The organism is Rhizobium oryzicola (assembly GCF_030504645.1).
In the GTDB taxonomy this organism is placed as follows: domain Bacteria; phylum Pseudomonadota; class Alphaproteobacteria; order Rhizobiales; family Rhizobiaceae; genus Neorhizobium; species Neorhizobium oryzicola.
The window spans coordinates 280722-302714 of record NZ_JAUKWQ010000002.1 but is presented as its reverse complement, the minus strand read 5'-3'; the positions used below and the strand labels follow the sequence as shown (position 1 = coordinate 302714).

21 protein-coding genes are annotated in these 21993 nt (G+C 59.7%); 12 read left to right on the top strand and 9 right to left on the bottom strand.

What is annotated here, in order from left to right; genetic code table 11:
- Positions 1-37: 37 nt before the first annotated feature.
- On the bottom strand, positions 38-919 hold the full coding sequence (locus Q2T52_RS08780) for a LysR family transcriptional regulator (RefSeq protein ID WP_302076330.1): 882 nt from the start codon (positions 917-919) through the stop codon (positions 38-40).
- 110 nt (positions 920-1029) lie between these two features.
- Between Q2T52_RS08780 and Q2T52_RS08775 the strand changes: the two genes are divergently transcribed.
- Complete coding sequence (locus Q2T52_RS08775) at positions 1030-2061, top strand: YeiH family protein (RefSeq protein ID WP_302076329.1); 1032 nt, start codon at positions 1030-1032, stop codon at positions 2059-2061.
- Positions 2062-2067: 6 nt separating this feature from the next.
- Here the strand turns inward: Q2T52_RS08775 and Q2T52_RS08770 are convergent, their stop codons facing one another.
- Complete coding sequence (locus Q2T52_RS08770) at positions 2068-2715, bottom strand: TetR family transcriptional regulator C-terminal domain-containing protein (RefSeq protein WP_302076328.1); 648 nt, start codon at positions 2713-2715, stop codon at positions 2068-2070.
- 288 nt (positions 2716-3003) lie between these two features.
- On the opposite strand from Q2T52_RS08770, the gene Q2T52_RS08765 reads away from it, so the two are divergent.
- The 3 genes from Q2T52_RS08765 to Q2T52_RS08755 all read left to right on the top strand — a co-directional run bounded on the left by Q2T52_RS08765 (position 3004) and on the right by Q2T52_RS08755 (position 6563).
- Positions 3004-4257 (top strand): Zn-dependent hydrolase, encoded by a 1254-nt coding sequence (locus tag Q2T52_RS08765; protein WP_302076327.1) that lies wholly within the window; start codon positions 3004-3006, stop codon positions 4255-4257.
- A 277-nt stretch (positions 4258-4534) separates the two neighbouring features.
- A complete protein-coding gene (gene hydA, locus Q2T52_RS08760) occupies positions 4535-5989 on the top strand; it encodes a dihydropyrimidinase (RefSeq protein WP_302076326.1) in 1455 nt (484 codons plus the stop codon).
- A gap of 10 nt (positions 5990-5999) precedes the next feature.
- Complete coding sequence (locus Q2T52_RS08755; RefSeq protein ID WP_302076325.1) at positions 6000-6563, top strand: hypothetical protein; 564 nt, start codon at positions 6000-6002, stop codon at positions 6561-6563.
- A 56-nt stretch (positions 6564-6619) separates the two neighbouring features.
- On the opposite strand, the gene Q2T52_RS08750 is transcribed toward Q2T52_RS08755, so the two are convergent.
- The gene (locus Q2T52_RS08750; RefSeq protein ID WP_302076324.1) at positions 6620-7030 is read right to left on the bottom strand and encodes a cupin domain-containing protein; all 411 of its coding nucleotides are present in this window, start codon (positions 7028-7030) and stop codon (positions 6620-6622) included.
- A gap of 124 nt (positions 7031-7154) precedes the next feature.
- Between Q2T52_RS08750 and Q2T52_RS08745 the strand changes: the two genes are divergently transcribed.
- The 8 genes from Q2T52_RS08745 to Q2T52_RS08710 all read left to right on the top strand — a co-directional run bounded on the left by Q2T52_RS08745 (position 7155) and on the right by Q2T52_RS08710 (position 17328).
- Positions 7155-7946 carry an ABC transporter ATP-binding protein gene (locus Q2T52_RS08745; protein ID WP_302076323.1) on the top strand — a complete coding sequence of 264 codons (792 nt, stop codon included), beginning with the start codon at positions 7155-7157 and terminating at the stop codon, positions 7944-7946.
- A 196-nt stretch (positions 7947-8142) separates the two neighbouring features.
- On the top strand, positions 8143-8577 hold the full coding sequence (locus tag Q2T52_RS08740) for an endonuclease domain-containing protein (protein WP_302076322.1): 435 nt from the start codon (positions 8143-8145) through the stop codon (positions 8575-8577).
- Complete coding sequence (locus Q2T52_RS08735; RefSeq protein ID WP_302076321.1) at positions 8574-9458, top strand: ABC transporter permease; 885 nt, start codon at positions 8574-8576, stop codon at positions 9456-9458. The genes Q2T52_RS08740 and Q2T52_RS08735 overlap by 4 nt, the downstream gene beginning before the upstream one ends.
- Positions 9455-10591, top strand: coding sequence for an ABC transporter permease (locus Q2T52_RS08730; protein ID WP_302076320.1), 1137 nt, complete (start codon positions 9455-9457; stop codon positions 10589-10591). The genes Q2T52_RS08735 and Q2T52_RS08730 overlap by 4 nt, the downstream gene beginning before the upstream one ends.
- Positions 10592-10638: 47 nt before the next feature.
- Positions 10639-11613 (top strand): ABC transporter substrate-binding protein, encoded by a 975-nt coding sequence (locus Q2T52_RS08725; protein WP_302076319.1) that lies wholly within the window; start codon positions 10639-10641, stop codon positions 11611-11613.
- Between the two features lie 287 nt (positions 11614-11900).
- Positions 11901-13094 carry an efflux RND transporter periplasmic adaptor subunit gene (locus tag Q2T52_RS08720; protein WP_302076318.1) on the top strand — a complete coding sequence of 398 codons (1194 nt, stop codon included), beginning with the start codon at positions 11901-11903 and terminating at the stop codon, positions 13092-13094.
- 10 nt (positions 13095-13104) lie between these two features.
- A complete protein-coding gene (locus Q2T52_RS08715) occupies positions 13105-16434 on the top strand; it encodes an efflux RND transporter permease subunit (protein WP_302076317.1) in 3330 nt (1109 codons plus the stop codon).
- A gap of 207 nt (positions 16435-16641) precedes the next feature.
- Positions 16642-17328, top strand: coding sequence for a Crp/Fnr family transcriptional regulator (locus tag Q2T52_RS08710; protein WP_436799512.1), 687 nt, complete (start codon positions 16642-16644; stop codon positions 17326-17328).
- Between the two features lie 15 nt (positions 17329-17343).
- Here Q2T52_RS08710 and Q2T52_RS08705 read toward each other — a convergent pair whose 3' ends face one another.
- The 6 genes from Q2T52_RS08705 to Q2T52_RS08680 form a co-directional block, all read right to left on the bottom strand.
- Positions 17344-18165, bottom strand: a complete 822-nt coding sequence (locus Q2T52_RS08705; RefSeq protein WP_302076316.1) for an MBL fold metallo-hydrolase — start codon at positions 18163-18165, stop codon at positions 17344-17346.
- Positions 18162-18779 carry an urease accessory protein UreG gene (ureG, locus tag Q2T52_RS08700; protein ID WP_302076315.1) on the bottom strand — a complete coding sequence of 206 codons (618 nt, stop codon included), beginning with the start codon at positions 18777-18779 and terminating at the stop codon, positions 18162-18164. The genes Q2T52_RS08705 and ureG overlap by 4 nt, the downstream gene beginning before the upstream one ends.
- A gap of 76 nt (positions 18780-18855) precedes the next feature.
- On the bottom strand, positions 18856-19518 hold the full coding sequence (locus Q2T52_RS08695) for an urease accessory protein UreF (protein WP_302076314.1): 663 nt from the start codon (positions 19516-19518) through the stop codon (positions 18856-18858).
- Between the two features lie 12 nt (positions 19519-19530).
- Positions 19531-20046, bottom strand: coding sequence for an urease accessory protein UreE (gene ureE / locus Q2T52_RS08690; RefSeq protein ID WP_302076313.1), 516 nt, complete (start codon positions 20044-20046; stop codon positions 19531-19533).
- A 162-nt stretch (positions 20047-20208) separates the two neighbouring features.
- Positions 20209-20745, bottom strand: coding sequence for a peroxiredoxin (locus Q2T52_RS08685; RefSeq protein WP_302076312.1), 537 nt, complete (start codon positions 20743-20745; stop codon positions 20209-20211).
- 162 nt (positions 20746-20907) lie between these two features.
- Entirely contained in the window at positions 20908-21957 is a 1050-nt protein-coding gene (locus Q2T52_RS08680; protein WP_302076311.1) for an MBL fold metallo-hydrolase, read from the bottom strand.
- Positions 21958-21993 lie beyond the last annotated feature (36 nt).

The window sequence follows — 21993 nt, the reverse complement described above, 5'->3', positions numbered from 1 at the left end:
CGTCAGCGCCGTTTCGGCCAGGCGGAATTACAGGCTGCTACCCCTCACCCAGCACATCCATCATCGCCCGCATGGCCCGCGTCACGTGGCGCTCGCGGTGAGTGAGCAGAAAGAAGGGCCGCGTCGGCATGGGGAAATCCGGCATCACCAGCCGCCCCTGCGCCAGGTGTGCTTCTACGGCCCGTAGCGACAGCACGGCAGCACTCGTGCCCGCCTCAACGGCGGCAATGACCGCCTCGTTGGAGGGCAGTTCCAGCACTACCTGAAGCTCTGAAGGCGCAATGCCCAGCCGCCGCAACTCCTCCTCCAGGGCAGCGCGGGTACCCGATCCCGCCTCGCGCAGGATCCAGCCGGTTTCCAGGAGATCGAATGGAGCCAATCCCTCCCCTTTGCCCCAGCGGTGTCTGCGGCCCACCACCAGCACCAGCCGGTCCTCGCCCACCTTTGTGACGGACAGCGCCGGCTCATTCACCCGGCCTTCCACCACGCCGAGATCCGCCTGCCCGCCCAGCACAGCTCCCGCCACCAACTTCGTATTGCCGACGCTCATCGCCACATCCACCTGCGGATGCCGCTCGTGATAAGCCATAAGCCGCGAAGGCAGCCAGTAGCTGGCCACCGTCTGGCTGGCATGGATGGCAAGATGCCCGGATGGCGCGCCGGAGAGATCCTTCAACAGCCGCGCCGCCCCTGCCGCCTTTTCCAGCACGGCGCGTGCTTCCGGCACGAACAGCCGTCCCGCTTCCGTCAACTCGATACCGCGCCCGACACGGTTGAAGAGTTTGACGCCATATCGCTCCTCAAGTGCTGCCACCGCCGCGCTGACGCTGGATTGCGTGAGGTTGAGCTGTTCGGCGGCCCGCGTCACATGGCTTTTCTCTGCCACGGCAAGGAAGATGCGCAACTGTTCGAGCGTCATGGACAATCATTCGTTTTTGCCGATCAATCTGATCATATCAATTCGTTGGAACTATGGGAATGGCAGGCGGAGAATAGGTGCATGATCAATACCCCATTGGGAAGCATGGCATGCTCGTTCGCCCACACACATTGGAAAGCCATCACCATCCGATCCTGACCACCGTTGCGCACATCCTGCCGGGGCTGGCGCTGACGGGCGGCATTGCAGCGGCGGCGCTGGCCTTCCGCGCATGGACAGGCATCCAGACGCTTTCGCCTCTGATCCTGTCGATCGTGATCGGCATGGTCATCGGCAATATCCGGCGGCCTCATGGTGTGTTGCATCCGGGCCTGTCCTTCTCCCTCAAGCGGTTGCTGCGAATCGGGATCATCCTGCTCGGCCTGCAGATCACCCTGCCGCAGTTGCTCTCGCTGGGCCTGCCTGGCGTGGCGGTCGTTACGCTGACACTCGCCGCCACATTCGTCAGCACCATGTTCGTTGGTCGGTTGCTCGGCGTCGATCGTCGTCTGACGGGGCTGATCGCGGCGGGCACTTCTGTCTGCGGCGCATCCGCGGTGATTGCAGCCAATGCCGCCATTCGTGGCCGGCAGGAGGATGTGGCCTATGCAGTCGCTTGCGTCACCATTTTCGGCTCCATCTCCATGCTGCTCTTTCCGCTGCTGATGGTGCCGCTGCATTTGAGTGCCGTCGCCTATGGCGTCTGGTCCGGGGCCACCATCCATGAAGTGGCGCAGGTGGTTGCCGCCACCTTCCAGAGCGGCGAGGTCGCTGGCCAGTTCGGCACCATTGCCAAGCTGGCCCGCGTGGTTCTGCTGGCACCGCTGGTCATGACATTGGCGCTCACCCTGTTTCGCGCCCCAAGCGCCAACAAGGCGGATCGCGCGCCCTTCCCGTGGTTCGTGATCGGCTTCCTAGCCTTGGTCGTGCTGAACAGCCTAATCCACATTCCGGCAAGCCTGACGCAGGACCTGAACCTGGTCGGCACCTTCCTGCTCTCCTGCGGCCTGGCCGCCATGGGCCTGCAGACGCATGTGAAGCAACTGGCTGTAGAGGGGCTCCGCCCGCTGGCGCTTGGCGCCTTCGGCTGGGTCTTCATCTCGGTGTTCGGATTTATGATGGTGAAGCTGGCGGGGTTCTAATTCGTCTCAACCAGTGGCCGGCTTGATCGCCAGCCCCCGCATGAAAAGATCTTCGAGGAAGCGGGCGGCATCCTCGAAGCGCCCCTCCCCTGACTTGTCGCCCAGCACAGCCTGCACCTGCACATCGAAATCCGCGTAATGCTGCGTGGTGGACCAGATGGAGAAGATCAGGTGATAGGGATCGCATTTGGCGATCTTGCCGGCCTTGATCCAGGCGCGGATCACTTCGGCCTTTTCATCCACCAGCTCTTTCAGCGGGCCTTTCAGCTCGTCCTCGATATGCTGGGCGCCCTGGATGATCTCATTGGCGAAGAGGCGGCTTTCGCGCGGAAAATCCCGCGACATTTCCAGCTTGCGGCGAATGTAGGAGCGGATCTCCGTTTCCGGATTGCCTTCAGGATCAAAGGCCTGCAGCGGCTCCAGCCAGGTAAACAGCATGCGGTCCAGAAGCGCCCGGTGGATCGCCTCCTTGGTGCGGAAGTAATAGAGCAGGTTCGGCTTCGACATGCCGGCCGCTTCCGCAATCTGGTCGATGGTGGCGCCGCGAAAGCCATTGGCGGAAAACACGTCCAGCGCCGCTTCGAGGATTTTTTCCTCTTTCTCTTCCTGAATGCGGGTGCGCCGCTGGGTCTTGGCCGCTCGTGGAATCATCATGCCTCGTCTCGTCCTTCAGCGGCATAGCACGGATTGCAAATGCACAAAATTTACCCCAGCAGAAACTCTGCCGGAAACTTGTTCATTTTTTCATCGCTATCGCGATTTTGCGCTTGAGTGCCGCCGTGGACATTGTAAGCTTTTACCAATCGGTCAAATATCGATGACCCACTCGACAAAGGCAAGCCATCAGCGCGCCCGAAGTCACAAAGAAGGTGGGCGTGACGACCAAAGGGAACAGCAGCCGGACATCAGCTTCCCGGCTGAAACAGATGAAGGAATACACGTATGGTGGCGGCACCAGGCGAAAACCTGCGCGTGAACGGCGACAGGCTGTGGGACACGCTGATGGACATGGCGAAAATCGGCCCCGGCATTGCAGGCGGCAACAACCGCCAGACGCTGACGGATGCCGATGGCGAAGGCCGCCATCTCTTCCAGCAGTGGTGCGAGGCCGCAGGGCTGACCATGGGCGTCGACAAGATGGGCACCATGTTTGCCACCCGCCCCGGCACGGACCCGGACGCGCTGCCTGTTTATGTCGGCAGCCACCTCGATACGCAGCCGACCGGCGGCAAGTATGATGGCGTGCTGGGCGTTCTGGCTGGCCTCGAAGTTGTCAGAACGATGAATGATCTCGGCATCAAGACCAAGCATCCCATCGTCGTCACCAACTGGGCCAATGAGGAAGGCGCACGCTTTGCACCGGCCATGCTGGCATCAGGCGTGTTTGCCGGCGTCCATTCTCTGGATTATGCCTATGGCCGCAAGGATCCTGAAGGCAAGACCTATGGCGACGAGTTGAAGCGCATCGGCTGGCTGGGCAAGGAAGAAGTGGGCGCGCGAAAGATGCACGCCTATTTCGAATACCACATTGAGCAGGGCCCGATTCTCGAGGCAGAAGAGAAACAGATCGGCGTCGTCACGCACTGCCAGGGCCTGTGGTGGCTGGAATTCACGCTGACCGGCAAGGAAGCCCATACCGGTTCCACGCCCATGAACATGCGTGTGAATGCCGGCCTCGCCTTTGGCCGCATCCTGGAAATGGTGCAGGAGGTCGCGATGTCCGAGCAGCCCGGCGCTGTTGCTGGTGTTGGCCAGACGTTCTTCTCGCCCAATTCCCGCAACGTGCTGCCGGGTAAGGTGGTCTTTACGGTCGATCTGCGCACCCCCTCCCAGGAAAAGCTGGACCGTATGCGTGCCAAGATCGAGGCGGAAGCCGCAAAAATCTGCGAAGCACTCGGCGTTGGTTGCTCGGTGGAAGCGGTTGGCCATTTTGATCCCGTCACCTTCGATCCGGTTCTGGTGGACCGGGTGCGCAATGCGGCGGAAAAGCTGGGCTACAGCCACATGAACATCATTTCCGGCGCCGGCCACGATGCCTGCTGGGCCGCCAAGGTGGCCCCCTCCACCATGGTCATGTGCCCCTGCGTCGGCGGCCTCAGCCACAATGAGGCGGAAGAGATCTCCAGGGACTGGGCCGCCGCCGGTTGCGATGTGCTGTTCCATGCGGTGGTGGAGACGGCGGAGATTGCGGCGTGAGGGTTTACTTGAGAGGGGCGCCTGATTGCCGCGCCTATAAGCGCCCCTATCGCGATGGTCGACCTGCCAAATTCCGAGCATTTCCAAGCTCAGAGAATGAGCAGACTTACGAAGCGGCATTCGAGACTGAGGAAGAGTTAGCGTACTTTCTTATCAAAAATCCGAGTTGGAAGGCGCTTTTGAAGGGCCCAGGAATATCTGGCAGTCACTTCCAAGATCTTTTGATCGAGGGAACGATCGACTTGAACCGCCTAAAATAGATGGAGGGAGCAGACCAATGACCACAGTCATCAAGGGTGGAACCATCGTCACGGCAGACCTGACCTACAAGGCTGACGTGAAGGTGGACGGCGGCAAGATTGTCGAGATCGGACCGAACCTGTCAGGCGATACGGTTCTCGATGCCACCGGCTGTTATGTGATGCCGGGCGGCATCGATCCGCACGTTCACCTCGAAATGCCGTTCATGGGCACCTATTCCGCTGATGACTTCGAAAGCGGCACGCGTGCGGGTCTTGCCGGGGGCACCACCATGGTGGTGGATTTCTGTCTGCCCGCGCCGGATCAATCGCTGCTCGAAGCGCTCACCATGTGGGATAACAAGACCTCCCGCGCCACGGCGGACTATTCCTTCCACATGGCAATCACCGGCTGGAACGAGCGCATCTTTGACGAGATGAAGGTGATCGTTCAGGAAAAGGGCATCAACACCTTCAAGCACTTCATGGCCTATAAGGGCGCGCTTATGGTGAATGATGACGAGATGTTCGCCTCCTTCCAGCGTTGTGCGGAACTCGGCGCGCTGCCGCTGGTGCATGCGGAAAACGGCGATGTCGTTGCCTCCATGACCGCCAAGCTGCTGGCCGAAGGCAATGACGGGCCGGAAGCCCATGCCTATTCGAGGCCCCCGGAAGTGGAAGGCGAAGCCACCAACCGCGCGATCATGCTGGCGGATATGGCAGGCGTTCCGCTCTACGTGGTTCATACATCCTGCGAGCAGGCCCATGAAGCTATTCGCCGCGCCCGCCAAAAGGGCATGCGTGTCTATGGCGAGCCGCTGATCCAGCACCTGACGCTGGATGAAAGCGAATATTTCAACAAGGATTGGGATCACGCCGCCCGCCGCGTCATGAGCCCGCCCTTCCGCAACAAGCAGCATCAGGATTCACTCTGGGCTGGCCTGCAATCCGGATCGCTCTCGGTCGTTGCGACCGATCACTGCGCCTTCACCACCGAGCAGAAGCGCTTCGGCGTCGGCAATTTCGCCAAGATCCCGAACGGCACCGGTGGTTTGGAAGACCGCCTGCCGATGCTGTGGACCTATGGCGTCATGACCGGCCGCCTGACCATGAACGAATTCGTGGCCGTCACCTCCACCAACATCGCCAAGATCCTCAATATCTATCCGAAGAAGGGTGCGGTGCTGGTGGGTGCCGATGCCGATCTGGTCGTCTGGGACCCGAAGCGCTCCAAGACGATCTCGGCCGAAACCCAGCAATCCTCCATCGATTACAATGTCTTTGAGGGCAAGCAAGTGACCGGCCTGCCGCGCTTCACGCTGACGCGCGGCTACGTGGCCATTGAAGAGGACACCGTGAAGACCCGCGAGGGACACGGCCAGTTCGTCAAGCGCGAGCCCTTCACGGCGGTTAACAAGGCACTCTCCACCTGGAAGGAACTGGTTGCGCCGCGCAAGGTGGAACGCACGGGCATTCCGGCAACAGGGGTTTGAGGATGGCAGGATGACAGCAGTCCGGCACAAACAATTTGAGACATTTGCCGGTCCTCACTCTTGGCTGCTGAGCGCCGAGGACTTGCACGAACAGATATTAATACTTCGAAAGCAACGCGGCAGGTTGATACTAACAGAGCTAGATCACAACAATCGGTTAGTTAATCAACTCGACGGTGCGGATCGAGCATGCTTTTTGCTGGCTGGTTTTTGCCTGGAAAATCTGCTCAAGGGGTTAATAATCCACAACAACTGCAAGCTGATCGAGAACGGGCAACTGCACAGTAAAGTAAAAACCCACGACCTCCGTAAGCTACTAAGAGATGCAAATGTAGCGGATGCCACATTAAAGGACTTAGAATTTGCCGACTTAATTTCGGATGGAATAGTATCCTGGGCGCGCTATCCCTGTGATCTTAACGTTGACCGAACAGACAGGCCACACACATTTTCTGAAACCCTTTGGGAAACATATGTGTCTCTCTATAGCCGCCTGCAGACAAGATTGAAAAATCTTCTTGAAGCAGGTTGGACATCACCTTCCGGACAATTCAGCCGATACGTGTTCCAATGAAAACCAAGTTGACCGCAAAAAGACGAGTTGACTACCAGTCGATTTGCCTTGCTCGACTATTTCACCAACCGGTCCAGCTCCGGCAGAAGCACGACGCTTTCCTGCTCGTTGGGGTCCGTGCGGGCTATGATCGCTGTCGCCGGTTCGTTGGACGTATTGGCGGGCAGATGCGGCACGCCTGCCGGAATGTAAAACAGCTCGCCCGCGCTCACCACAACATGATGTTCAAGGTTGTCGCCGTACCAGGTGTCGGCTTTGCCGGCCAGCATGTAGATCGCCGTTTCATGGTTCTCATGCAGATGCGCCTTGGCGCGCGCGCCCGGCGGCATGGTGAGAATATGCATGCAGATGCCCTTCGAGCCGACGCTCTCGGCCGAAATGCCTTCAAAATAGCTCAGTCCCTGTTTGCCGTCATAGGTATTGCCCGGCTTCACCAGCCGGCAGGTGGGTTTCGATGATGCATCCATGTTTCAAATCCTCCATCCGCTTTGTCGGCCGCCATTGCCGCGTTGTGTCGACAGGGCTTCAGCCAGAGAAGATAACAGATAAAATGCCCCTGACTATTTCCCTTTGCGTGCCGGAGATCATCCGATGAATTCGCCTGTACCCTCGGTTGTCTCGGCACGTGATCTGGGGCTGGCCTTCCAGACCAATGACGGGCCTGTGCATGCGCTGACAGGCGTGAACCTCGATATCAAGAAGGGTGACTTCGTGTCCTTCATCGGCCCCTCCGGCTGCGGCAAGACCACCTTCCTGCGCGTCATCGCCGATCTCGAAAAGCACACCAGCGGCGGAATCGAGATCAACGGCATGTCACCGCAGCAGGCGCGCGAAAGCCGCGCCTACGGTTATGTGTTTCAGGCCGCAGCGCTTTATCCCTGGCGGACGATCGAGAAGAATATCGCGCTGCCCTTGGAAATCATGGGCTATGCGAAATCCGAGCAGCAGAAGCGGATCGCAGAAACGCTGGATCTGGTGAACCTCTCCGGTTTCGGAAAAAAATATCCCTGGCAGCTGTCCGGCGGCATGCAGCAGCGCGCCTCCATAGCCCGTGCGCTGGCTTTCGATGCCGATCTGCTTCTGATGGACGAACCCTTCGGCGCGCTGGATGAAATCGTTCGCGACCACCTGAACGAGCAGCTTCTCAAGCTGTGGGAGCGCACCAACAAGACCATTTGCTTCGTGACCCACTCCATCCCGGAAGCCGTCTATCTCTCCACCAAGATTGTTGTCATGAGCCCCCGCCCCGGCCGCGTGACAGACGTGATCGAATCCACACTGCCCCGCGAGCGACCGCTGGACATTCGCGAGAGCCCGGAATTTCTGGAAATCGCCCATCGCGTCCGCGAGGGTCTGAGAGCGGGGCACAGCTATGACGAGTAGCGATCTCGAAAAGTCCCCCTCTGGCTGCCGCCTTTGGGGTCGAGCCACGCGTCTCGACCCGTCCTTCGGACCCCGCCACAAGGGGGGAGAAGACGCGCGGCACCGTTGCGGGCCGATCGAGGTGGCGACGGTGCGGCAAGTTAAGTCCCTCCCCCTTGTGGGGAGGGGTTGGGGAGGGGTCTTTGTCCCGATCGGGATGTCCGTGCCTGATGCGAGGAAAATCACTGGTAAGGTGAGCAGGAGGCCGGCGATGCCCCACTCAAACATCGAGCCGAAAACACGTGACAGAGCACGCCGCCTTCGCCGCGAATTAACCAAGGCGGAGCGTGAAATGTGGGACATTTTGCGCGACTTCCGTTCCCGTGGCGCCCGGTTCCGCCGAGAGACACCGATTGGTCCCTATATTGCGGATTTCGCCTGGCTATCGGCGAAGCTGGTCGTGGAAGTGGATGGCGACAGTCACGAAACCAATGCCGGCAAGCAACATGATCGCCGCCGCGATGCATTTTTGAAAGCAGAAGGTTTTCAGATCCTAAGGTTCGATAATGCGGTTGTTCTTGCAAACCCGGATCATGTGTCCATCGTCATCGAGCAAACAATCATGCCGTTCCTGACAAAGGAGTTGCCATGAAACCCGATAGCTTCAAGGACAAGATCGTGCCCGTCAGCACCATCCTGCTCGTCATCGTGGCGGTGTGGTATGTGGCGGCAGTGCTGATGAACACGCCATTTCAGCGCGACATGGACAAGCGGGCCAATGTCGAGCGCTCGCAAGTCGAGTTCATAGGGGCGACACTTGCACAGCCGAAGCCCATCCTGCCGGCGCCGCATCAGGTGATCGTCAACGTCTACGAAAACACCTTCCTGCGCTCCGTGACAAGCAATCGCAGCCTCGTCTATCATGCCTGGGTCACCCTTTCGTCCACGGCGGTCGGCTTCCTGTTCGGGTCGCTGCTCGGCATTCTGATTGCGGTTGGCATCGTGCATGTGAAGGTGCTCGAACGCAGCCTGATGCCGTGGATCATCGCCTCGCAAACAGTGCCGATCCTGGCGATTGCCCCCATGGTGATCGTCGTGCTGGGAGCGATCAACATTACCGGCCTTTTGCCGAAAGCGCTGATCTCCACCTATCTCTCCTTCTTCCCCGTGGCGGTCGGCATGGTGAAGGGCTTGAGATCGCCTGAGATCATGCATCTCGATCTCATGCGCACCTATAATGCCAGCGCCACGCAGACCTTCTTCAAGCTCAGGGTTCCGGCATCCGTGCCCTTCCTGTTTGCCTCCATGAAGGTGGCCGTCGCCGCAAGTCTGGTCGGCGCGATCGTTGGCGAACTTCCCACCGGCGCCGTCGCCGGTATCGGAGCGAAGCTGCTGGCTGGCTCCTATTACAGCCAGACCATCGATATCTGGGCGGCATTGGTCGCCGGTTCCGTGCTGGCAGCCTTGTTGGTCAGCATCGTCACCATCGTCGGCCGTCTGGTCGACAAGGCGATGGGAGGAAAGCCCGCATGACCCGCCGTACAACCGATTCCTGGCAAGGCGCGGCAGCCATTCTGCTTGGGCTTCTCGCCATGATTTCCATTCCGCCTTTCGAAAGCGATGCGACTTCGATCCCCGGCCGTGGATGGAGCGTCGCTGTCTTCCTGCTGATCTTTGCGACCGCGATTGCCTCGCTCATCCCCATGCGCCGCTTGGTGGCAGCCATCATTCTGTTTGCAGGCGCCCACCTCATCGCATGGCTTCTCATCGGCAGCCTCTCCGGCAACGAAGGCAAGGCGACCGTCTCCTTCGGGCTGCTGCTTGCTGCTGGCTGGGTTCTCGCCTGGCGCGCCGCGACGGTTCTCTCATCCTTAAAAGCGAGAACGAAATTTGCGGATTACGCACTGAGACTGCTGATACCGGCGATTTTCGGCGCGTGGATCCTGATCCTCTGGGAGGCGGCAACCCGCGGCGCGGGCATCCCCTTCATCCTACTTCCGCCACCCTCCGCCATTGGCGCCCGGCTGGCGGAATCCGTGGGTGTGTTGACGGCAGATGTCAGGCAGACCGTGTTCAAGGCCGTGCTGGCCGGCTACATCCTCGGCTGCGCGGGCGGGTTTGTCGCCGCGATCCTGGCGGATCGCGTGCCGTTCCTCAGGCGGGGCCTGCTGCCCATCGGCAACATGGTGTCAGCGCTTCCGATCATCGGCGTCGCACCCATCATGGTCATGTGGTTCGGCTTCGACTGGCAATCCAAGGCGGCGGTGGTGATCATCCTCACCTTCTTCCCCATGCTGGTGAACACGGTGGCGGGATTGGCGGCGGCCGGACATATGGAACGAGATCTGATGCGCACCTATGCCTCCAGCGACTGGCAGACACTGCTGAAGCTCAGGCTGCCCGCAGCCATGCCCTTCATCTTCAACGCGCTCAAGATCAACTCGACGCTGGCGCTGATCGGCGCGATCATTGCGGAATTCTTCGGCACGCCGATCGTCGGCATGGGCTTCCGAATCTCCACCGAGATCGGCCGCATGAACGTCGATATGGTCTGGGCTGAAATCGCGGTTGCAGCGATCATAGGCTCAATCTTCTATGGCGCGATCGCCCTGACGGAGCGTACCGTGACCTTCTGGCATCCGTCTGTCCGTGGAGGGCAGACCTGAACTTCAACCGGCCTTAAGGCCAAACCTCAGAGGGAAGGATAAAAGACATGAAAAAATTCATGCTTGCACTGATGGCCGGCGCCATGTCGCTGGCCGCAACACAGGCGGCCATGGCCGCAGACAAGGTTACGCTGCAGCTGAAATGGGTGGCACAGGGCCAGTTCGGCGGTTACTTCGTCGCCAAGGACAAGGGCTTCTACAAGGAAGAAGGCCTTGATGTTACGATCAAGCCCGGCGGTCCCGATATCGCACCGGAACAGGTGATTGCCGGGGGCGGCGCCGATGTGATCGTCGACTGGATGGGTGGTGCTCTGGTGGCACGCGAAAAGGGCGTTCCGCTCGTCAACATCGCGCAACCCTATGAGAAGGCCGGTATGCAGTTGATCTGCCCGAAGGACGGGCCGATCAAGACGGAAGCCGATTTCAAGGGCCATACGCTGGGCGTCTGGTTCTATGGCAACGAGTACCCCTTCTTCGCCTGGATGAACAAGCTGGGCCTCAAGACCGACGGCGGCAAGGACGGCGTGACCGTTCTCAAGCAGAGCTTCGACGTTCAGCCGCTGTTGCAGAAGCAAGCAGACTGCATCTCTGTCATGACCTATAACGAATACTGGCAGGCGATCGATGCAGGCTTCAAGCCGCAGGATCTGACGGTGTTCAACTACTCGGCCATGGGCAATGATCTCCTGGAAGACGGTCTCTACGCCAATGGCGACAAGCTGAAGGATCCGAAGTTCAAGGAAACCATGGTCAAGTTCGTCCGCGCTTCGATGAAGGGCTGGAAATATGCGATCGCTCACCCGGATGAAGCCGCTGAAATCGTCATGGACAATGGCGGCCAGGACGAAAAGCACCAGAAGCGCATGATGGGTGAAGTGGCCAAGCTGATCGGCAGCGGCTCCGGCAAGCTCGACATGGCAACCTACGAACGCACGGCAAAGGCTCTTCTGGATCAGAAGATCATCAGCAAGAAGCCTGAAGGCGCCTACACGACCGAAATCACCGACGCCGCTTTGAAATAAGCGCCTGAAGCATTCGTCTTTTTTAGCAGCACGCGGCCCATGCCGCGTGCTTTTCCATTCAAACTATGTATCGAACCCATTCCAAGCGCCTGATTGATTATGCAGGACCGCTGAATTAAATGTCGTGATTGAGGGATTGGTGGTCTTGCAGGAGGCGGGCGGACCCACAATCTGAAGGGAGAACGGCAATGGGGGAGCCGCCGCATAATTGTGCGCGCGTTGCTGAGCCGGTTCAACAGTTGTCCCGTATACGCAGACTGAACATCTTCTTACATCAGGACAGAACCATGCGCATCGGCAGGTCTAAGCTTTCAGGCACTCTTGCTAACATCTTCAGCAGTGCCCTTCTTGTCGGATTCGCTTGTTCCGGAGCACTGGCACAACAGGCCGCCCCGCAAAAACTGCCCGCCATCGTGGTGACGGAAGTGGTGACCCGCCCGATGACGGATCGGGTGCTCGCAACCGGCACGTTGAAGGCGGTTGAGGAAGTCTATGTGCAGCCCCTCATCGACGCGCTTTCGGTGAAAACGCTGAAAGCCGATGTGGGCGATCGTGTGAAAGCGGGCGATGTGCTGGCCGAACTCAACGGCGATGCTCTGGTTCTGCAACGCAGCCAGTATCTTGCAACAAAGGCAAAATCCGAAGCGGCGCTGGCACAGTATCGGGCTCAGGTCATTCAGGCGCAGGCCAATGCGGATAATGCGGTGCGCCAAAGGGATCGCCAGATCCAGCTTGGTCGCTCGGGTACGGTGTCCACCTCACAGGTCGAAAGCCAAACCTCCTCCGCCGATGCAGCACTTGCGCAGTTGAATGCCGCAAGACAGGCCGTGTCTGTTGGTGAGGCGGATATCAAAGTTGTCGAAGCGCAGATTGCCGATACGGAGCTGAAACTCTCCCGCACGCAGGTGAAGGCGCCTGTTGATGGCGTGATCTCGGCCCGCAATGCCAAGGTCGGTGCGATTGCCACGAATGCGAGTTCACCGCTCTTCACCATGATCCGGGATGGCGCCATTGAACTGGTGGCTGACGTGCCAGAAAATCAGATCCGCAAGATCGAGGTGGGCATGCCGGCGGAGATTACCGTTTCAGGCAGCAACACCCCCATCAAGGGCAAGGTCCGGCTGATCTCACCCACGGTGGATGCCACCACCCGGCTTGGGCTGGTTTATGTCCTGCTCGACGGAAACTCCGGAGCGAAAGCCGGGATGTATGGCAGCGCCCGCATCATCGTAAAGCAGGACAATGTTCTCGCTCTACCGCAATCGGCCGTCACAACCAACAAGAAGGGTTCGATCGCCCGCCGCGTGGATAACAATACGGTGCAGCAGGTGGCGGTGGAAACCGGCATTCAGGACAATGGCTATGTGCAGATCGTGACGGGGCTGCAGGCAGGCGATGTGGTGGTGGCAAAGGCGGGCGCCTTCGTGCGGGATGGCGATCGGATTTCTCCCGTTCCCGCCGAGCCGGCTGCCGGAAACTGAGGTCTAGACGATGAACTTCTCCGCCTGGTCCATCCGCAATCCCATCGCGCCGCTTCTGGCCTTCACCCTGCTCATGTTCATGGGCGTACAGGCATTCTACAAGCTGCCGATCACGCGCTTCCCGAACATCGATGTTCCCGTCGTTGCCATCACCGTCACGCAAAGCGGCAGTTCTCCCGCCGAGTTGGAGATGCAGGTAACGAAGGAGGTGGAGGACGCGGTTGCCTCCATCAGCGGTGTTGATGAAATCCAGTCGAATGTGACCGATGGCAAGTCGGTCACCTCCGTGCTGTTTCGCATCGAAAAGCCGACACAGGAGGCTGTGCAGGACACGAAGGATGCGATCGACCGTATTCGCGGCAACCTTCCTGCCAATGTGGATGAGCCGATCGTCTCGAAGATCGACGTGGAAGGCCAGGCCATCCAGACCTTTGCGGTTTCCTCCCCCAATATGACGCTGGAGGAACTGTCCTGGTTTGTGGACGATACGATCAAGCGCGCTCTGCAGGGTCGCCCGGGCATTGGCAAGATCGACCGCTATGGCGGCGCCGATCGTGAAATCCGCGTGGCGCTGGAGCCGCAAAAGCTGAACTCCTACGGTATTACCGCCAGCGAAGTGAACACGCAGCTCAGAACCTCGAATATCGACCTGGGCTCCGGGCGCGGCCAGGTCGGGGGCAACGAGCAGACAATCCGCACGCTGGGCGATGCACGCGATGTGGCAACGCTGGCCAACACCACGATCGCGCTTTCCAACAACCGCTTCGTCAAGTTGTCGGATCTCGCAACGATTACCGACACCTATGAAGAACCGATCTCCTTCTCGCGCTTCAACGGTAACCCCAGCGTCACCTTCGCCGTATTCCGCTCCAAGGGCGCAAGTGAAGTCACCGTCGCCAAGACGGTCTCTACGGAACTCGACAAGATCCGTCAGACCAATCCCAACGTCTCCATCGAAATGGTGGATGACAGCGTCTATTTCACCTACGGCAATTACGAAGCCGCATTGCACACTCTGATGGAAGGCGCGGCGCTGGCCGTCGTGGTGGTGTTGCTGTTCCTGCGCAACTGGCGCGCCACCTTGATTGCCGCTGTTGCACTGCCGCTTTCAGCCATCCCGACATTCTGGGTGATGAACCTCATGGGGTTCTCGCTGAACCTGGTCAGCTTTCTGGCCCTGACGCTGGCGACCGGTATCCTCGTCGATGACGCGATCGTCGAGATCGAAAATATTGCCCGCCATATCAAAATGGGCAAGACACCCTATCGGGCGGCGCTGGATGCGGCAGACGAAATCGGTCTTGCGGTTATTGCGACCAGCTTCACCATCATTGCGGTGTTTGTCCCCGTTTCCTTCATGCCGGGCATTCCCGGCCAGTACTTCATTCAGTTCGGCCTGACGGTTGCCTTTTCGGTGCTGTTCTCGCTGCTTGTGGCGCGCCTCATTACACCGCTGATGGCGGCCTATCTGATGCGTGCCGAAGACGCGATGGACGACCATCACGACAATGACGGCCGCATCATGAAAGCCTATACCTGGGTCGTGAAGGGCACGACGCGGCGCTGGTATATGCGTTATGCCACCATGGTTGGCGCCATCGTCTTCCTCGTCGGCTCGGTCGCCCTGCTCTCCCGCGTGCCGGGCAGTTTCCTGCCGCCGGAAGATGCCTCCCGCATTGTGCTTTCGGTGGAACTGCCGCCGAGCGCCACGCTGGACGAAACAGATGCCACTACAACTCGCATCTACAATGAGGTGAAGACCCTCGATGGTGTCGCGAATGTCTTCGTTCTCGGCGGTGCATCGCCGAAGGGTGATCTGGAACTGCGCCGCGCCACCGTTCGCATCCTTCTGAAAAAGATCGACCATTCGCTGTTGAAGACCCTCGTCAACAAGGGGCTCGGAAACCTGCCGCTGGTTGGGCAATACATTCCGCGCATGCAGGAAAATGGCCGCACCCGGCCGCAATGGGACATTGAAAAGGAAGTCTTTGCCCGCTTGCGCACAATTCCCGATGTTCGCGTGACGAAGTTGAATGATCGCGGCGAGCGCGACTTGACCTTCAACTTTTTGTCGCGAAACAGCGATGATCTGAATGACGCCGTTTCCATTCTGGAAAGCCGTTTGCGCGCGTCTCCCATCCTGGCCAATGTGAGCTCGGAAGGCGCCCTGCCACGCCCGGAACTGCAGATCCGCCCGCGCAAGGACCAGATGGCACGCCTCGGCATTACGCCCCAGGCAATCTCGGAAACCATTCGCGTGGCAACCATTGGTGACGTAGACTCGCTTCTGGCAAAGATCTCGCTGGATGATCGCCTGATCCCGATCCGCGTTCAGGCTTCGCTCGACCTTCGCCGCGACCTGCAGGCGCTGCGCGCCCTCAAGGTCAAGACGGCTGCCGGCGCAACCGTACCGCTTTCGAGCGTGGCGGATATCGATTACTCGGAGGGCCCAAGCTCCATCAAGCGCAACGCCCGCAGCCGTGTCGTCGCCATCGGTTCGGACGTGCCGCAGGGCACCGCACTTGATACGGCAACCGACGAATTCAAGCGGATCGTGGCAGAAACCAAGCTGCCGCCCAGCGTTCGCCTTGCCAATAGCGGCGACGCAAAGGTGCAGGCGGAAATGGTGCAAGGCTTCGCCAATGCCATGCTGCTGGGTCTTTTGCTGGTTTTGGTTGTGCTGATCCTGCTGTTCAAGGACGTGATACAGCCCTTCACCATTCTGTTCTCGCTGCCGCTCGCCATTGGTGGTGTCGCTGCGGCGCTGATCATCACCAACAACGCTCTCTCCATGCCTGTCCTCATCGGCATTCTCATGCTGATGGGCATCGTGACAAAGAACGCCATCCTGATTGTCGACTTCGCCATCGAGATGAAGCGGCATGGGCTCACGCGGTTGGACGCCATGGTCGAAGCAGGCCGAAAGCGCGCGCGCCCGATCATCATGACCTCGATTGCCATGTCGGCAGGCATGCTGCCGTCTGCGCTCGGCGTTGGCGAAGGCGGTGCCTTCCGTGCGCCCATGGCGATTGCGGTCATCGGCGGCATCATCGTTTCGACGGTGCTCAGCCTTGTCGTCGTGCCCGCCTTTTTCCTGATCATGGACGATCTTTCGCGCCTGATTGGCCGCATCTTCGGGCGCATGGTTGGCAAGAAGGAAGAGGAAGACGTGATCCTTTCCGAAGAAGAGCTCACCCGCGCGGCACGCGAAAACCGCGAACGTCTGGCATCTCTCGAGGAGCGACTGCATTCGATTGAGGCCAAGAACCAGCAGGCCAATGCTGGAAGCTCCACCGGCGGCAACAACGTTCTGCGGCTGCCTCCTTTGGCTGCAGAGTAAGGCTTTCACACACAGCTAAAATTGCGCTGGGGCATTCACGATTTGACATCGATCAAATCGGCTTGTCCCAGCCCAAGATATCGTGACGCTAATCCTCCGGGGGTATCGGAGGCATTGGCGCAGCCGGTTTTCCAACCCGAGCGCCGCTTCAACGAATTTGAGCGCTGGGGCCAAGACAAGATTGGCCCACGTTTGGGGGTAATCGACATGCTGGACAAGAGCCACAAGGCAAGCCTTCGGGAACGAAACCTGTTGACCAAGACGAGCTTCCTGAAGGACCTGACAGGACCATCCTTGGCGCGGGTTCTGGACGCCGCGACCGTTTTCAGCTTTCCGGCCCGCACGACCATCTTCCAGGAAGGCGAGCCGGCTCTGGCCTTCTATAGCGTCTTGGCAGGCTATGTCCGCATCTATCGTGTGAGCCGTGACGGGCGCCAGGCCGATATTCGCATCTGCGGTCCGGGCGACATTTTTGCGGAATGCCTGATCTATGGTGGTGACGCCTATCGTTTCAGCGCGCAGGCGGCAGAAAATGTCAGCCTTGCACGCTTCGACATGCAGGATATCCGTCAGGCCGCCAATGACGACATCGCTGTGGCCAGGTCCGTCATTACAGCGCTCTCTCAGCACCTGTTGTCCACGATGGACTGCGTGGTGAACGACCGCCTGCACACAGCACCCCAGCGCGTGGCCGACTACCTGATCAATCGCTGCCCGATCGAAACGGGGCAGGCCTCCATCCGCCTGCCTTTCCAGAAGAACCTGCTGGCCGGCATGCTGGGACTGGCTCCGGAAGCGCTGTCGCGTGCCTTCTCGACACTGCGCCGCGCCGGTGTCACCGTGCGTGGCCGCGTGATCCAGATCAGTGACATCGATGCGCTGAGACGTTTCTGACGGATGGCGTCGAGGTTACTCTTCCGCGACGATCCGGAGCACGCCATCAACCGTCTTTAGTCGCCCGAAGCCAGGCGTATGCCCGCCGACACTGACATCTCCCGATGTCTGAAGATGCTGTAGCAGCGCCTTGCGTGTCTCTGCCGCAAGGACAGGATCGAGATCGAAGACGAAGGCGAGATCAGGATCGGAAGGCTGATGGTTCGCCAGGTGAAGGGCATCGCCAATCACCATCAGAGCTTCGTTGCCAGAACCGATCCGATAGCCGGTATGACCAGGCGTGTGCCCCGGTAGCGGGTAAGCCTCAATCGACTCCAGTGCGAGCGCGTCCTCGATGAGTTCCAGGCGATCACCATAGACTCGCTCGATCTTCTCTGCGAGATCGAAGCCACCACGCCGCTCGGGCGGAACGGAGAGCTTGGCTTCGGGATCCGTGAAGAAGGCAAAATCCTCTGCTGGCACCAGAATCAACGCCCGCGGGAAATAGGCTTCATCCTCATCAAAGAGCCCGAGCACATGGTCCGTATGGATATGCGTGATCAGGATCTGGTCGATATCCATCGGGAATATGCCCATATCCTCCAGGGACTGACGCGCCTTTCCGAAGTTTTCGCCCCAGGCAGTGCCGCAACCGGAATCGATCAAGGTCAGCCCGTTCGGTCCCCGCAGCAGAAAGCAGTTCACGTCTATGGGAAGCGTATCGCTTCCGAGCTGCGCCTTGAAGGCTTCCAGCTTGGATTCCCCGCCCGTATGGACAAGTGCCTTTGCGGGGGCTTCAAACTGGCCATCGCGCAGAACGAACACCTCGTAGGGGCCAAAATGTCTTACAATGCTCATGCGGCCAGCCCGCCATTCGTTTCCAGAAAGCGGACGATGTGATCGACACCCTCGCCGCGCTTGAGATCCGTGAAGACGAAGGGCTTGGCTTCGCGCATCCGGTTTGCATCGCGGTCCATCACGTCGAGATCGGCACCGACGTAGGGCGCGAGATCCTTCTTGTTGATGACAAGCAGATCGGAGCGGGTAATGCCCGGCCCGCCCTTGCGGGGAATTTCCTCACCCTGACAGGTGGAAATCACATAAATGGTGATATCGGCGAGGTCAGGCGAAAAGGTCGCGGCCAGATTGTCGCCACCCGATTCGATAAAGACGACATCGAGATCCGGGATGCGCTCGTTCAGCCCGGCAATCGCCTGCAGATTGATCGTCGCATCCTCCCGGATCGCCGTATGCGGGCAGCCGCCGGTTTCCACGCCGACAATGCGGTCCGACGACAGCGCCTGCATGCGCACAAGCGCCTCGGCATCTTCCTTGGTGTAGATGTCGTTGGTGACCACGGCGACCGAATATCTCTCCCGCATTGCCTTGCAGAGCTTTTCCGTCAGGGCCGTCTTGCCGGACCCGACCGGTCCGCCGATCCCGACGCGCAAAGGTCCATTGGCTGACTTCATGAGGCTCATCCTTTCAATTCTTCGGCTGCAGAATAGCGCCGCGAATGCAGCGCACAAGATCAATAGAGGCGCGTCTTCAGGATCGGAACAGCCGCGAGTGTTGCTGCTCGTGCCGCATGGTGGCGATATCCGCCTGCACGGCGGCCGTGCCGAGGTCATCGAGCGTCGAAACAAGCGCGCGTTCCGCCACGGCGGAGAGCTTGTCTTCCAGGCCGGAGAGCAGGGCAACGCCCTGATGCTGGCCACAAACGCCAAGGCGAATGCCGGCTGACACCGCCTGCGAAACCCCGGCATGCAGATAGGCGGCCAGCGCGGACACGGGTGCAATGCCATGCGCTTGCGCAACGGCACCCACCGCAACCGGATAGGGGCAATCCTTCGGCAGAACCTCGAACACCGGATGCGGCCAGGCCACCGCCGCTGCGAGGAACGCCTTGCCGAGCGAGAGCGTTTCCAGATGCCGCTCGGCAGACCCGGCCAGCGCCAGCCCTAGTTCCGCCAGTTCCGTCAGCCGCGCACCCTGCCCTTCGGCCTTTGAGGCAGCGGCAAACAGAACGGCATCGTTCCACAGGCTGCCGTGATCCAACAGGGTAAAAAGCCAATCCTGAAGGCTGGACACGTCGGTCACGAGGTGGTCATGCACCGCCCGCTCCAGGCCGCCGGAATAGGCAAAGCCGCCCACCGGAAAGGCAGGAGAGAGCCAGGCGATCAGGCGCAGCAGCGCTTGCGTATCCTGCATGGGGCCGGCAGCTCAGTCGTGGTGATGATGGCCGTGGCCATGATCGTGACCATGGTGATCGTGCCCATGATGATCATGACCGTGGCTATGGCCGCCATGCGCATGATAGGCGCCGCGTGCGGGCTGGAAAGGCTCTTCCACCTCGCTGACCGTCGCGCCGAGGCCTTCCAGCATGGCGCGGATCACGTGATCGCGCAGGATCAGGATACGGTCTTCCTCGATCTGTGCGCCAAGATGGCGGTTGCCGAGATGCCAGGCCAGTTCGATGAGATGCAGCGTATTGCGCGGCTTGATCTCGAACAGCTTTTCCGCCGCCGCCTGGATCTCGACCGTATCGCCATTCTCCAGCACCAGCCGATCGCCATGCGCAAACAGCACCGCCTCCTTCAGGTCGAGCATGATCATCTCGCCATTGGAGAGGTGCAGAAGCTTGCGGCGCAGGTGGCGTAGATCGTGCGGAAGCGAAACAGTATCCACCGGCGCATCGGAAACGCTGCCAGCCGGACGATAGGAATGGACATGCTGCATAGAGTTCGGTTCCTGTGACTTCGGCGACATCATTGCCACGCGGAACGCTCAACACAAGCCGAATGCGGCCTGAGCACAGGAAATTTATGGAGCATCCCGCCCCCAAAAAAGCTGCGGCGCGTGTTTGCGCGCCGCAGCTTCGAAATTAGATTGCTAGAAGGATCAGGCAGCGATCTTCTCGCGCAGCTTTTCCAGAATGTTCTGCGGCGAAGAAACGCCGTAGGGGTCGCTGTCGCAGTTGTCGGAAAAACCTTCTTCCTCGAACCACTGCTCCACAATGCCATTGTTGATGACAGCGGCGTAGCGCCAGGAGCGCAGGCCGAAACCGAGATTGTCCTTGCGCACCAGCATGCCCATCTTGCGCGTGAATTCGCCCGAGCCATCCGGGATCAACTTCACGTTTTCCAGGCCCTGCTGCTTGCCCCAGGCATTCATGACGAAGGCGTCATTGACGGAGATGCAATAGATCTCGTTGATACCTTCCGCCTGAAACTCGCTGTACAGCTTTTCGAAGTCCGGCAGCTGGTAGGTGGAGCAGGTGGGCGTGAAGGCGCCCGGCAGCGAGAACAACACGACGCGCTTGCCGGCGAAGTAATCGTCAGACGTCACATCCTGCCAGCGGAATGGGTTCGGGCCGCCAACGGCTTCATCGCGAACGCGCGTGCGGAATGTAACGTCTGGAACTTTGCGTCCGATCATCTTTTTCTCCCTGGAATGACACGAAACTGGGCGAGGAGACCTCTGTTCCGTCTCTTAAGAGAAACAACGCCGCAATGCAGCAAACAAATGGACTGTTTGCTGCATTGCAAACCTGCTATTCGTTGGACGCAAGGCTGTTCGCCAGTGATGGCACATTCGGCATCAATTCACCGTTCCGGGTGCCGCATCATAATTGGCAGGCAGCCAGATGAAGCGGCCGTCACGCTGGCCGACATGGCCGAGACCCGGAAAGGCGATATGTGCAGCGCCGACCCAGTAACCTTTACGGGCGGCATCTGAGAATACCGCAAGCCGCGTGGCAGCCGCCATGACGGGTTCGCTGTCATAGGCGAGTGTCACGCTCGGATCGGCAAACTGCAGTGGCGCAACATGCACCACATCACCCCAGACAAGCAGCGTCTCGCCCTTGCTTTCAACGCGGTAGAAGCTGTGGCCCGGCGTATGCCCTGCCGCAGCAACGGGCAAGATGCCTTCCGACAACGTCTCGCCATAGCGGAATGGCTTGAACTTGCCCGCATCGATGTATGGCTTCAGAGAGGCACGGTCGCCTTCGAACATCGTCTTCAAGAGCGACGGCGCCTTGGCCTGTTGCGCATCGGAAAGCCAGTAGCTCGCATCCTCTTCACTGACCCTCACGATAGCCTTCGGAAAGGCCATCTTGCCGCCGGGTGCAATCCCGCCCACGTGGTCGGCATGCAGATGGGTGATGTAGATCTCGTCCACCTGTTCCGGCTGATAGCCGGCGGCACGCATGTTATCGATCAGCTTGCCGCAGCAGGGTCCATAGAGTGAGCCGGCACCGGAATCGATCAGGATCAGCTTTGGTCCGGTATTGATCAGAAAGGCGTTGATCGAGCCCTGGACGGGAACCGCGAGTCCATTTTCCGCCAGCAGTGCATCTGCCTCACCCGGCGAGACTTGATCGAGCGGCAGCACCTTGCCGCCCGGCTGCGCCTCAGCCTTCGTCATCACCTGATGGACCGGGAAGGGATGCGTTCCATCAGAAAGGACGGTCACTTCGAAATCACCAAGCACCATTCGGTAGAAGCCCGGTGCCTGGGTGCCCACCTTGGGAGCCGCCGCTTCGGCGAACTGCGGCAGCATGAACGCTACGATGAAGCTCAGCGCCAGAAGCAGCCGTATCGCGCGACGGCAGCCCGCCGATGCGATGTAAGTGCGGGAGGGAAACATCAGCCTATCCTTATTGATCAGATAGGCAACAATCCC